This window comes from Nonomuraea antri (assembly GCF_013283785.1).
Lineage (GTDB): Bacteria > Actinomycetota > Actinomycetes > Streptosporangiales > Streptosporangiaceae > Nonomuraea > Nonomuraea antri.
Map to the genome: position 1 here is coordinate 30336 of NZ_JABCPZ010000028.1, position 12216 is coordinate 42551.

9 protein-coding genes are annotated in these 12216 nt (G+C 72.6%); 2 read left to right on the top strand and 7 right to left on the bottom strand.

Translation table 11 applies throughout. The features are described from left to right. Positions 1 to 5 precede the first annotated feature (5 nt). Positions 6 to 578 (bottom strand): helix-turn-helix domain-containing protein, encoded by a 573-nt coding sequence (locus HII36_RS12225; protein ID WP_173523243.1) that lies wholly within the window; start codon positions 576 to 578, stop codon positions 6 to 8. A 74-nt stretch (positions 579 to 652) separates the two neighbouring features. Between HII36_RS12225 and HII36_RS12230 the strand changes: the two genes are divergently transcribed. Further along, complete coding sequence (locus tag HII36_RS12230) at positions 653 to 1168, top strand: GNAT family N-acetyltransferase (protein ID WP_173523244.1); 516 nt, start codon at positions 653 to 655, stop codon at positions 1166 to 1168. 2 nt (positions 1169 to 1170) lie between these two features. Here HII36_RS12230 and HII36_RS12235 read toward each other — a convergent pair whose 3' ends face one another. Next, complete coding sequence (locus HII36_RS12235; RefSeq protein ID WP_173523245.1) at positions 1171 to 1608, bottom strand: MarR family winged helix-turn-helix transcriptional regulator; 438 nt, start codon at positions 1606 to 1608, stop codon at positions 1171 to 1173. 91 nt (positions 1609 to 1699) lie between these two features. Here HII36_RS12235 and HII36_RS12240 point away from each other — a divergent pair, with 91 nt between their 5' ends. Beyond that, complete coding sequence (locus HII36_RS12240) at positions 1700 to 2155, top strand: SgcJ/EcaC family oxidoreductase (RefSeq protein WP_173523246.1); 456 nt, start codon at positions 1700 to 1702, stop codon at positions 2153 to 2155. Positions 2156 to 2196: 41 nt separating this feature from the next. Here HII36_RS12240 and HII36_RS12245 read toward each other — a convergent pair whose 3' ends face one another. From HII36_RS12245 to HII36_RS12265, 5 genes are all read right to left on the bottom strand, one after another. After that, on the bottom strand, positions 2197 to 3519 hold the full coding sequence (locus tag HII36_RS12245) for an MFS transporter (protein ID WP_173523247.1): 1323 nt from the start codon (positions 3517 to 3519) through the stop codon (positions 2197 to 2199). Continuing rightward, entirely contained in the window at positions 3512 to 4732 is a 1221-nt protein-coding gene (locus HII36_RS12250; RefSeq protein ID WP_236003420.1) for an MFS transporter, read from the bottom strand. The genes HII36_RS12245 and HII36_RS12250 overlap by 8 nt, the downstream gene beginning before the upstream one ends. A 75-nt stretch (positions 4733 to 4807) precedes the next feature. Next, positions 4808 to 6700, bottom strand: a complete 1893-nt coding sequence (locus HII36_RS12255) for a non-ribosomal peptide synthetase (protein WP_173523249.1) — start codon at positions 6698 to 6700, stop codon at positions 4808 to 4810. Then, a complete protein-coding gene (locus HII36_RS12260; protein ID WP_173523250.1) occupies positions 6697 to 12033 on the bottom strand; it encodes a non-ribosomal peptide synthetase in 5337 nt (1778 codons plus the stop codon). Before HII36_RS12260 ends, HII36_RS12255 begins: the two co-directional genes overlap by 4 nt. Next, the gene (locus HII36_RS12265; RefSeq protein ID WP_173523251.1) at positions 12030 to 12215 is read right to left on the bottom strand and encodes an MbtH family protein; all 186 of its coding nucleotides are present in this window, start codon (positions 12213 to 12215) and stop codon (positions 12030 to 12032) included. Before HII36_RS12265 ends, HII36_RS12260 begins: the two co-directional genes overlap by 4 nt. Between the last annotated feature and the right edge of the window lies 1 nt (position 12216).

The window sequence follows — 12216 nt, forward strand, 5'->3', positions numbered from 1 at the left end:
GCGAGTCAGAACAGCGAGGGCGTCAGCATCCACAGCAGCTCGGCGTCCTCGCCGGCCGGGTTGCGCCAGCTCTTCCGCTCCCTGCCGCTGAACGTCAGCGAGTCGCCGGCCCGCAGGTGGTATCGCCGGCCGTCGAGGGTGATCTCGAACTCGCCGTTGAGCACGTGGATGAACTGGGCGTCGGAGATGGTCCGGTAGGCGGGCTCGGCGTCGTCCTCGCTGTTGCCGCTGGGCGCGACGGTCGAGTGGATGACCTGGATCCGCCGGTTCGAGCGCGGCGTGAGCAGCAGGTCCCGCACTCCGCTGCCCCCGAAGTGGAGCGCGGGCCGTTCACCGGCGGGGACGAGCCCGAACTGGTCCTCGTCGAACAGCTCGCCGACCCGGATGCCGAGGACCTCGCAGATCCTGAGCAGGGACGCGACCGACACGTTGGCCTGGTCTCGCTCCACCTGCGACAGGAAGCCCTTGGTCAGCCCGGTCGCCTTGGCGAGCTGTTCGATCGTCAGCCGGCGCTCCTGCCTGACCCGCCGCAGCCGGGGGCCGATCGCGGGCTGGGCGCCGGGGCTCGCCTCGGTCATCGAGCGCTCCTTGTTTTCTCTTGCCAAACTTAAGTATGGTCTCAGCACACTTGCTGTCCACATGGAGACGACCAATGCTCTCGCGACCCGACGTCCCGCCGGTCCGGCTCGAGCCCTGGTCCGCGGCCGACCTCGACCTGCTCAGGCGTCTCAACGCCCCGGAGATGATGGAACACCTCGGCGGGCCGGAGAGCGAGGAGCAGGTCCAGCGCCGCCACCAGCGCTACCTGACCCCGGGGCCGGCCGGCTCCGGCGGCATGTTCCGGGTGGTCACGCCCGCCGACGGACGCGCGGTCGGCAGCATCGGCTACTGGGAACGCGACTGGCGCGGCGAGACGGTCTACGAGACCGGCTGGAGCATCCTGCCGGGGTTCGCCGGTCGCGGACTGGCCACCGCGGCCGGGGCCGCCGTGATCGTCCTGGCCCGCGCCGAACGCCGGCACCGCCACCTGCACGCCTACCCCTCGGTCGACCACCCCGCGTCGAACGCGATCTGCCGCAAGCTCGGCTTCGACGACCTGGGCGCGTGCGACTTCGAGTATCCCCCGGGCAGGCCCATGCGCTGCACCGACTGGCGCCTCACCCTCTGAACTCACCGCAGCTCGTCGACGGCGTCCCGGTAGGCGGCGGCGGCGCGGGTGAAGTAGTTGAACAGGACGGCCGCCTGCTCCGGGGTGTAGCCGGCGATGATCTCCGCGATCTTCTCGCGGGCCGGGGCGAGCGCCTGGTCCAGTCCGGACGGGCTGGCGACGGGCTCCACGACGACCTTGCGCCGGTCGCTGGGATCGGCGCCGCGGCGGACGTATCCGGCCTGCTCCAGGCGGTCGATGAGCCGGGTGGTGGGCCCGGTGGTCAGGCCCGTCCTGCGGCCGAGCTCGCCCGGGGTCAGCGCGCCCTCCAAGTTCAGGACGTTCAGTGCGTACAGGTCGGTCGCCCCCAGACCCACGGCCTTGGCACTGGCGTGGCCGTGCAGCATCACGGCGCTCAGGTACTGCCGGTAGACCACTCCGGCCTTCTCCGGTGTTGACATGCCGCGCCCCTCTCCCTAACCTCTTCCCCAAGGAAGAGAAATCCTTCAGGCATTAACTTCCTGAGAGAAGCTACCACGAGAGGACCTCATCATGACCGACCGTACCGACCGTGCCGCCGACACCGCCGCCATCACCGCCGTGCTGGACCGTCTTGCCGCCGCCTGGGATGGCGGCGACGGCGCCGCCTACGGCGCGCTGTTCACCGAGGACGCCACCTACATCACCTACGTCGGCACCCTCTACACCGGCGCGCGGGAGATCGGCGAGGCTCACCAGGCGCTGTTCGACAGCTTCCTCAAGGGCACCAAGCTGGCCAGCCGGACCCTCGGCATCCGCTTCACCGGCCCCGACACCGCCCTGGTCATCACCCGCGGCGACACGTACAAGGGCAGGCCGGGCAAGCTCCACAAGATCCAGACCTTCGCCATGGTCCGCGTGGCCGGGGGCTGGCGGATCGCCGCCTTCCACAACACCAAGCACCAGGCCGTCATGGAGGCCGTCTCGTTCAAGTTCCAGCCCGCCACCAGGCCCGCCGCCCGCGACTGACCGTCCGCGAACGGCGTCGAGCGGATGGGGGGTTCTGGACGCTAGGCGCTCGGACTGGGCTCGGGCGAGGGGGCGGCGCCGGGCTCGGCTCGCCCGTCCTCCTCGGGCGCGCGCAGGTTCCTGACGCCGGGCGCGAGCAGCGCGGCGAGCGACACCACGACGAAGACGACGCCGGCGCCGACCAGGGCGGGCCGCGGACCGGCCAGGACGGCGATCGGGCCGGCCAGCAGCAGCCCGACCGGGCCGAGCACGAGCGAGCCGAGCGAATCGTAGGAGCTCACCCGCGACAGCGACTCGGCCGGGATCTCCCGCTGCATGGTGGTGGCCCACAGGACGCCGATGACGTCGAAGCAGACGCCGCCCACCGCCGCGCCGAGCACCACCGTCCACAGCGGGGCGGCGAACCCGAGCAGCAGGTACGGCAGCGCCGTCGGCACGGTGAGCAGCGTCGCGACGAGCACCGGCCGCCGGGGCCTGATGCGCAGGGTGACGACCACGCCGCCGATGAGCCCGACCGCCTCCCCGGCCAGGACCGCCGCCCAGGCGGCCGCGCCGCCGAGCGACTGCTTGGCGACCAGCGGGCCGAGCACGCCGTGCGCGGCCTCGAAGGCCATGCCGATGACCGAGAACTGGACGACCACCACCCACAACCACTGCCGCGAGGCGAACTCGCGCCAGCCGGAGCGCAGGTCGGCCAGCACGGAGTGCCGCGCCCCGGCCGGACGCCCCGCGGCGGGCGACAGGCGCAGCAGCAGGACCAGGCAGCCGGCGAGAGTGAACATGGCCCCGCTCACCGCCAGCGCCACGCCACCGCCGAGCAGCATCACCGCGGCCCCGCTCAGCACGAGACCGGCGACGCGGGAGATGTTGGTGCCGAGCCCCAGCAGGGCGTTGGCGGTCTGCAGCCGCTCGGCCGGCACGACGTCGGGCACGATCCCGGCCAGCGCGGGGAAGAGCACGGCCCCGGCGATGCCGCTCAGCGCGCTCGCCGTCATCAGGGCGGGCAGCGGGGTCCAGCCGGTGAGCAGCATCGCGGCCAGCGCGAAGTAGGCGACGGCGTTGAGCGCCTCACCGGCCGTCATCACCCGGTTCCTCGGCAGGCGGTCCGCGATGACGCCGCCGACCAGCATGAACGCCACCAGCGGCAGCGAGGCGGCGGCCAGCACCAGCGACAGGGTGGTGGCCGTGGCCCCCGGCAGGTCCAGCACGCCGAAGGCGAGTGCCACCGGCGCGAACGCGGTGCCGAGCACCGAGATCGTCCGGGCCGACAGCAGCAGCGCGAACCGCCGGTCGCGGAGCATGCCGAGATCGCGAACGAGGCCGCGCTTCCCGGGGACGTCCGGGCGGTCTCCGGCCTCAGTCATCGTCGTGGGCGATGTGCAGGAGCTGGCGCCACAGCAGCACCACGAACACCGCGGAGCCGGCGAAGGCGAACCAGAAGGGCGCCGCGACGCCGAAGCGGGTGGCCAGGACGCCGCCGATCAGCGAGCCGACCACCAGCCCCGCGTAGACGCACAGGGTGTTGACGCTGCCCACCCGCCCCTGGAGTTCAGCCGGGACCGCGCGCTGGCGGACGGTGACCGAGGTGGTGCCCCAGATGAAGGCGTGCGCGCCGAAGATCAGGAAGATGCCGCCGGCGACCCACGGCGAACGGGTCAGGGCCAGGCCGAGGTGGGTGAGCGTCTCGATGACGAGCCCGATCCGCATCAGGGCGCCGAGGCTCATCCGGCGGGTGATGGCGCCGTACAGGCCGGTGCCGATCAGGCCGCCGATGCCGATGACGGTGGTCATCAGGCCGAAGCCCAGCGCGTCGAGGCCGAGCTGCTCCTGGACGTACAGGACGAGCACCGACCAGGCCGCGCCGTACGTGAAGTTGAAGATCAGGATGGTGAGCGCCAGCGTGCGGACCGCCGCGTGCCTGATGGTCCAGCTGAACCCGGCGACGAGTTCCCGCACCGTGTCGGGCCGGGGGTCGCCGTCCTGGCGGCCGTGCGGCGGCAGGGTGATCCGGGAGACCAGGACGATCGCCGCCAGCACCAGCAGCAGTTGCCCCGCGAACGGCCAGGTCAGGCCCAGGCCGAACAGGGCAGCGCCGAGCGGCGGCCCGACGAGCTGGTTGAGCGTGATGAAGCCGGTGCCCAGGCGGGCGTTGGCGACGACGAGGTCGTCCTTGGCGACCATCATGGGGGTCAGCGTGGACGTCGCGTTGTCAGCGAACACCTCGGCGATGGCCCGCAGGGTGAGCGCCACCAGCGCCGTCGCCACCGTCACCGTGCCGGTGACCGTGAGCGCGACCAGCGCCGCCAGCACCAGGGCCCGCGCCGCGTTCGCGACGAGGACGATCCTGCGCCGGTCGTGGCGGTCCGACAGCACGCCCGCGTACAGGCTGAACAGCAGCGGCGGCGCCCAGCTCACCAGGGCCGACAGCGAGATCAGCAGCGGGTCGCGGGTCAGCGTCGCGATCAGCAGGGGGCCCGCGGCGGCCGCGACCCCGTCGCCGAGATTCGTCAGCCAGCTCGAGGCCAGCAACCATCGGAATCCCGCGCCCAGCCGGGCGGGCAGGACCCGCTCCACCATTCCGATCACGAGCGCAAAACCATACGTTTCCGCGCTCGTCACGGCAATTCGTTTTTCACCCTCGCGGTGGCTCCGTCAACCGCCCGGCGTGCGTCTGGCGCGGGCCTGGCGGCGGCGGGCGGCGCGTTGTTCGGCGTCCGAGTGCGGTTTGTCTCCCCCGTTCAGGTGCTCGGCGAGCGCGGCGATGGTCGGGTGGGCGTACAGCGTGCTGAGCGGCAGCCGCCGGCCCAGGGACTCCTCCAGACTCCGCTGGACCTGGGTCATCAGCAGCGAGTGCCCGCCGACGTCGAAGAAGTTCTGCTCTCTGCTCACCTCGGGCACCCCCAGCGCGGCGCACCAGGCGGCGGCGATGACCCCGGCCACGTCGCCTGCGTCGGCGGGCGTCGGCGGCGCGGCGGTGTCGGGGGCGGCCGGCTCCGGGAGCGCGGACGTGTCCACCTTGCCGGTCGGGGTCAGCGGGAAGGCCGGCAGCTTGACGATCACGGCGGGCAGCATGAAGTCCGGCAGCACGTCGGCCAGCGCCTTGCGCAGCGTGCCGGGCTCGGCCAGGTCGCCGAGCACGTACGCGAGGATCCGCTTGTCCCCCGGAACCCCGGCCACCCCGGCCGCCGCGGCCGGGATCTCCCTCGCCACCACCGCGGCCCTGGTGACCTGCGGCAGCGCGGACAGCGCCGCCTCGACCTCGCCCAGCTCCACCCGGTGACCGCGGATCTTCACCTGCCGGTCGGCCCGCCCGAGGTAGCGGATGCGGCCGTCGGGCAGGAGGCGTCCCAGGTCGCCGGTGCGGTAGTGGCGGCAACCGTCGGGATCGACGCCGAAGCGCGAGTCGTCGCTCTCCCCGGCCCGCCAGTAGGCGGCGAGATGGGCGCTGCGCACCACGATCTCCCCCTCACCGGCCTCGGCGGCCGCCCGGTGGGGACGTAGTTCCACCTCGGTCCCGTCCAGCGGCAGGCCGATGGGGACGACGCCGGCGCCGACGCCCCGTCCCGCGCGGATGTCCTCGACCGTCAGATGGTTCTGGACGGCGAAGGAGATCTCGGTGGCCCCGTACCCGTTGACGAACACCGACGTGGCGGGGAAGTGCCTGACGAACCTGTCCAGGTCGTGCCGGACCACCTCCTCACCGCCCAGCACGACCGCCCTGACGCTGTCCAGCCGGGCCCCGGACGGCAGCGAGTCCAGCAGATGCCGGTAGACGGTCGGCGTGGAGTGGTAGATGGTCACCCCGCGCCCGGCCAGCGTCTCGCCCAGCCACGCCAGCCCGTGTTCACGCAGGTCGACCGGGACCGAGGCGGCCCCGTTGAGCAGCGCGGAGAAGCCGTCCGTCATGGCCATGTCGAAACTGAACGACGACAGCACGCTGACCCGGTCGGACGGCCCGATGCGCAGGTTCGCGGTGTGCGTGCGGACCTGGAACAACGCGTTGCGGTGGGTCTGCACCACGCCTTTGGGCCGCCCGGTGGAGCCGGAGGTGAACAGGATGTAGGCGGGGGCGTCGGGGTCGGAAGGGCCGCTCACCTCGGCGGGGCCGGGCGGCAGCGCGCTGACGTCGATCACCGGCACGCCGGGGGCCAGCCGCCCGGCCGTGGCCGCGTGCTCCGGCGTCACCAGGACGGCGTCGGGCTCCGCGAGCTCGGCCATCCGGGCGAGCCTGGCCGGCGGGTAACGCGGATCGAGCGGGACGTAGAGCGCCCCGGCGGCCAGCGCGCCGAGAATGGCCGCCTGCGTGCCTGGCCCGTGGTCCAGCAGGACGGCCACCCTGGCCCGGCCGCGCACGGCGCCCGCGATGTCCCGCACCCGCCGCGCCAGCTCGGCGTAGGTGACGTTCTCGTCGTGGTCGCCGGCGATCGCCAGGCGGCCGGCGTGCTCGGCCGCCACTTCCCAGAACCGCTCGTGGATCGTCCGCGCCGACCAGGGACGGTGGTCGGGGTCTCCGCGATGCGCCGCGGCGAACTGGCCTTCGGTCATTTCGTGCTCCCGCCGGCCGCCAGCCGCCGCTCGCGCAGCTGGATGCCGATCAGATCGTCGGGCAGGGCGTCCGGCAGGTCGAGGTCGAGTCTGGCGAGCCTGCGGGTCCGCAGCCCGACCACGGCGGCGAGCGCCAGACCGAGCCCGCACACCAGGTAGGCGAAGGCCAGGCCGCGGCCAGGCCCGGTGCCGATGACCGCGCCCACGCTGGAGGCCAGCGCGCCGTGCTCGGTGAAGAGCGGTTCGAGCACGGATCCCGCGAGCGGGGTCAGCACGCCGAAGCCCAGCGGGAAGGCCGCCCAGGAGATGGCCTGGTTGATGGCGATGACCCGGCCGTGGAAGCGCTGCGGCACCTTCACCTGGATGATCGTCATGTAGATGCCCTGGCTGAGCGCGAGCCCGAAGCCCATGCCGAGCATGCCGAACGCGATCAGCGGCACGCTGGGCCGCAGCCCGGTGACGAAGCAGCAGGCGGCCACGAGCAGGGTGAAGGTCATCAGCCTGGCCATCTTGCGCTGCCGCGGCCCGCCCCACGCCGACATGAGCAGGCCGCCGAGCACCGCGCCGAGCCCTTCGGCGAAGGCGACCGTGCCCACGTCGGCGGTGCTGCCGAAGCCGAGCACCAGCGGCGAGGCCAGGAAGAGCGGGGCGGCGAGCAGCAGGTTCAGCACCGAGAAGTAGATCAGCATGGCCCGGAAGCCCTTGGTGCCCCAGGTATAGCGCAGCCCTTCGGCCATCTCGGTGAGCAGCGGTTCCCTGCGGCGGCGGCCCATCAGGGCCGGGAACCTGACGGCGAGCAGCACCGCGATCGACAGCGTGTAGCTGACGATGTCGATGACCAGGATGCCGCCCAGCCCGATCAGGGCCAGGATCCCGGCCGCGATCAGCGGCATGAGCAGCATGGCCGTGCCGTTGACCAGTTGCGCGACGCCGTTGGCGTGCCCGAGGTAGCGCTTGGGCGCGAGCTGCGGGATGGCCGCGGTGTAGGCGACGCGCTGGAAGACCGAGGCGACGCCGAGCAATCCGACCAGCCCGAGTATGGGGCCGATCTCGGTGCTGCCGCTCCACACCAGCACGGCCATCGCGATCTCGCAGCCGACCGAGGCCGCGCTGGACAGCAGCAGGATGCGCCGCCTGTCGTGCCGGTCGGCCAGCGCGCCGGCCAGCGGCATGGCGATCAGCCCCGGCGCGTACGCGAACACGCCGAACAGCCCGAACCACAGCAGCGACCCGGTCTGCAGATAGATCCACACCGGGACCGCCCACTGGGTGAGCGCCGAGCCGAGCATGGAGATGAGCTGGCCGCCGGTGACGGCCAGGAACCGGCCCATGCCGGGGGCGGCGCCGGCGCCTGACACGCCGGTGTGCGCGACGCCCTCCAGCCACCAGCTCGCGTCGTCGCCGCGGGCCTGCCTGGTGAGCGTGCTCCCCTCGTCCTTGGCGATCTCGACGTGGGTGCCGCTGAGGATGCGGGCCAGCTCGCCCGCGCGGTGCTTGACGAAGAAGTGCCCGGCCTCCTCCAGCACGACCAGCGCGGTGGTGCCGGTCAGGAAGGACCACTCCCTGAAGCGTTCCTGGTGGTAGTCGGTGAGCGGGTCGCGCTCGCCGACCACCGAGATGATCGGCGCCCGCAGCGGTGTCGCGCCCTCTTCGAGCAGCTTGGTGAAGTACGTGCCGGCGTTACGGGTGTCGTGGCGCATGTTGGCCACGATCCTGTCGGCCTGGGCCGGGTCGAGCTCGTCCATGTCGACGCCCATCGACTTCAGCCAGTTGGCGTGCGCCCGGTTGCTCGTCTTGCTGTCCAGCCAGGTCAGGAACCTGCTGAACCGGCCGGGCGGCTGCGCGGAGGGGAAGACGCCGCCGGTGTAGACGGCCCTGACCTCCCGGCCCGCCGCCTCCAGGCGCCTGGCCAGCTCGATGACGAGCGCGCCGCCGACGCCGCAGTGGCCGTACAGCACGATCGGGCCCTCGACGACGCTCAGCACCTCGTCCGTGCAGCGTTCGGCCAGCTCGTCGAACGGCAGCGCCTCCTCGTCGAGCCCCACGTCGTGGCCGGGGATGGCCAGCGAGTACAGCGAGTGGCCGTAGGGCAGCGACTCGGCCAGCGGCAGGTAGACGACCGCGCTGCCGCCGCCGTACGGCACGCACACGTACGAGACCTGCCGCTCGCCCGGCGGCAGCGGCCTGGTCAGCTCGTGCACCAGCCGGGCGGTGCGCTCTTCGCCGGGTTCCTCGGTGATCAGCGCGGCGAGCTGCCTGATCGTCGGCGACTGGAACAGGTCCATGACGCTGACCTGCCGCCCGGTCGTGGCGGTGATCTTGCGGAGCTTGGCCACGACCTGGGTGGCCAGCAGCGAGTGGCCGCCGAGCTCGAAGAAGTCGTCGTCCACGCCGAGCCCGTCGATGCCGAGCACCTCGGTCCAGATGGCGGCGATGTCGCGTTCGATCTCGGTGCGGGGCGCGACGAGCTCGGCCGACAGCAGCCGCTGCCCCTCGGGGACGGGCAGCGACTTGCGGTCCAGCTTGCCGTTGGTGGTCTGCGGGAACCGCTCCATGGTGACGAACGCGGAGGGCACCATGTGGTCGGGCAGCCGCTTGCGCAGCGTGGCGCGCAGCTCGGCCAGGTCCGGCTCCTCGGTGACGGCCAGGTAGCCGACCAGCCGCTTGTCGCCGGGCACGTCCTCGCGCACCAGCACGACGGCGTCACGCACGCCGGGCTGGTCGCGCAGCGCCGACTCGATCTCGCCCAGCTCGATGCGCAGGCCGCGCAGCTTGATCTGCCCGTCGGTCCTGCCGAGGAATTCCAGCGTGCCGTCCGGGCGCCAGCGGGCCAGGTCGCCGGTGCGGTACAGCCGGCTGCCCGGCGCGCCGTACGGGTCGGGCACGAACTGGCGGGCGGTCAGCGACGGCCTTCTGTGGTAGCCGCGGGCCACCTGCACGCCGCCGACGCACAGCTCGCCCGGCACCCCGGCCGGCTGCGGGCGCAGGTCGGCGTCCAGGACGTAGAGCGTGACGTTCTGGATCCCGCCGCCCAGCGGCGCGATGCTCTCGCCGGCCAGCCGCTCGGCGGTGACGGGCCACCAGGTGACGTCCATGGTGGTCTCGGTGGGACCGTAGATGTTGACCAGCCGGCAATCGGGCAGCGTGCGGGAGAACCTGGCGCCCACGTGCCCGGGCAGCGCCTCGCCGCCGCTGGTCACCACGCGCAGCGACGTGCAGCTCGACACGTCCTCCTCCAGGAAGACGGCCAGCATCGACGGGACGAAGTTGGTGACGGTGACCCGCTCGGCGTTGATCAGGTCGCGCAGGTAGGCGGCGTCCTTGTGGCCGCCTGGCCTGGCCAGCACCATGCGGGCGCCGTTCTGCAGCGGCCACAGGAACTCGCGCATCGACACGTCGGCGCTCATCACGGTCTTCTGCAGCATGGTGTCGCCGGGGCCGAGCCCGTGCCTGCGCTGCATGTCGTCGATGTGGTTGACGGCGCTGCGGTGCTGGGTGGGCACGCCCTTCGGCCGGCCGGTCGAGCCCGAGGTGTAGATCATGTACGCGATGTTGTCCGGGGTGACGCCGCTGACCGGGTCGCCGTCGGGCTCGTCCGCCCACAGCGTCTCGTCGTCGAGCAGCAGCACCTCGGTCTCCGGCAGCAGCTCGGCGAGGTGCCGCTGGGCCAGCAGGACGGGCGCCTGCGCGTCCTCGACCAGGAACGCCAGCCGGTCCACCGGGTACTCGGGGTCGAGCGGCACGTACGCGCCGCCCGACTTCATCACCCCGATGATCGCGGCGACCAGCTCGAACGAGCGCTCGGCGCAGACCCCGACCAGCGTCTCCGGGCCGACGCCGCGCCGGCGCAGCCCGTGCGCGATGCGGTTGGCCCTGGCGTTCAGCTCGGCGTAGCTGATCGTGCGGCCCTCGAAGGTGAGCGCGGGCGCGTCGGGGGTGCGCGCCACCTGCTCCTCGATCAGCCCGTGCAGCGTGGCCTGGTCGGGGTACGGCGCGGCCGTGTCGTTGAGCCCGTCGATCAGCCATTCGCGCTCGCCGTCGCGCAGCAGCTCCAGCTCGGAGATCCGGCTGCCGGGCCGGGCGACGGCGTCGGCCAGCAGCGCGACGTACCGCTCGGCCAGGGTCCGCGCGCCGGCGTGGTCGTACAGGTCGGTGCTGTACTCCAGGCGGCACTCGCCGGAGGTGAGGTCGAACGACAGGTCGCGGCGCGAGGTGCCGTTGCCGTAGGCGGCGCCGGTCTGCGGCAGGTAGTTGAGGCTGACCTGGAACAGCGGGTGCACGCCAGGCTCGCGGCGCGGCGCGACCGCCTCGACCACCTTGTGGAAGGGAATCTCCTGGTGCTCCCACGCCTCCAGCACCACGTCACGTTCGCGCAGCGCCAGCTCGTCGAACGTGGGGTCGCCGGACAGGTCGCTGCGCAGCACCACGTTGTTGACGAACATGCCGATCAGCGGCACCAGCTCGGGCCGGTCGCGGCCGGCCACCAGCGCGCCGACCACCAGGTCCTGCTGGCCGCTGAGCCGGTTCATCAGCGCGGTCAGCGCGGCGAGCAGCACCATGAGCGTGCTGGCCCGGTGCCGCCTGGCCAGCGCGTCGACCGCCGCCAGCAGTTCCGTGCCGAGGGTGAAGGTGACCTCGCCGCCGCGGAAGCTCGGCACCGTCGGCCGCGGCCGGTCCGTGGGCAGCGCGTGCACGGGCGGCAGGTCGGCCAGCCGCTCCCGCCAGTACGCCAGCTCGGACTCCAGTGCCTCGCCGGAGAGCGCGTCGCGCTGCCAGGCGGCGAAGTCGGCGTACTGGATGGGCAGTTCGGGCAGTTCGGCCGGCCGGTCCTCGACGGCGGCGGCGCACAGCTCGTGCAGCTCGTCGGCCAGGTTCCGCTGGGAGGAGGCGTCGACGATGGTGTGGTGCGCGACCAGCGCCAGCCACCACTCCTCCGGCGCCAGCTTGACCATGGTGGCCCGCCACAGCGGGGCCTGGTCGAGCGGCAGGTCGAGCTCGCCGTAGGCGGTGAGCAGGTCGGCCAGGCGCTGCTGCCGTTCCTGCTCGGGCAGGCCGGACAGGTCGACCAGCTCGGGTTCGACCGGCACTTCGTCGTGGACGACCTGCATCAGGTTGCCGTCGACGGTGGTGAAGTGGCTGCGTAAGGTCTCGTGCCTGCGTACGACCTCGGCGAAGGACCCGGCCAGCGTGGCGGCGTCGAGCGGGAGCCGCAGCGGGATGCGGTCCACCACGTTGTAGACCGGCAGGTCGCCCGCGAGCTGGGCGGCCAGCCAGACGCGTTCCTGGGCGAAGGAGGCCGAGGTCACCCAGTGGCCGGTGTCGAGCTCGGTCATCTCGCCGTCCTGAGGCTGCGCGGGCGCATGTCGGTCCACACCTCGTCGATGTGGGCCAGGCAGGACTCGCGCGAACCGCGGAAGCCCGTCGCGTGCCAGCCTGCGGGCAGCGGGCCGCCCGCCGCCCAGATCGAGTACTGCTCCTCGTCGTTGACGACGACCAGCCAGTCCTGCTGGGACATC

What these genes read in the sequence shown, in the direction of transcription:
- HII36_RS12260 (WP_173523250.1), bottom strand. Translation starts at nt 12,033, where the DNA reads ATGACCGAGCTCGACACCGGCCACTGGGTGACCTCGGCCTCCTTCGCC.
- HII36_RS12255 (WP_173523249.1), bottom strand. Translation starts at nt 6,700, where the DNA reads ATGACCGAAGGCCAGTTCGCCGCGGCGCATCGCGGAGACCCCGACCAC.
- HII36_RS12265 (WP_173523251.1), bottom strand. Translation starts at nt 12,215, where the DNA reads ATGTCCCAGCAGGACTGGCTGGTCGTCGTCAACGACGAGGAGCAGTAC.
- HII36_RS12235 (WP_173523245.1), bottom strand. Translation starts at nt 1,608, where the DNA reads ATGTCAACACCGGAGAAGGCCGGAGTGGTCTACCGGCAGTACCTGAGC.
- HII36_RS12250 (WP_236003420.1), bottom strand. Translation starts at nt 4,732, where the DNA reads ATGGTGGAGCGGGTCCTGCCCGCCCGGCTGGGCGCGGGATTCCGATGG.
- HII36_RS12245 (WP_173523247.1), bottom strand. Translation starts at nt 3,519, where the DNA reads ATGACTGAGGCCGGAGACCGCCCGGACGTCCCCGGGAAGCGCGGCCTC.
- HII36_RS12230 (WP_173523244.1), top strand. Translation starts at nt 653, where the DNA reads ATGCTCTCGCGACCCGACGTCCCGCCGGTCCGGCTCGAGCCCTGGTCC.
- HII36_RS12225 (WP_173523243.1), bottom strand. Translation starts at nt 578, where the DNA reads ATGACCGAGGCGAGCCCCGGCGCCCAGCCCGCGATCGGCCCCCGGCTG.
- HII36_RS12240 (WP_173523246.1), top strand. Translation starts at nt 1,700, where the DNA reads ATGACCGACCGTACCGACCGTGCCGCCGACACCGCCGCCATCACCGCC.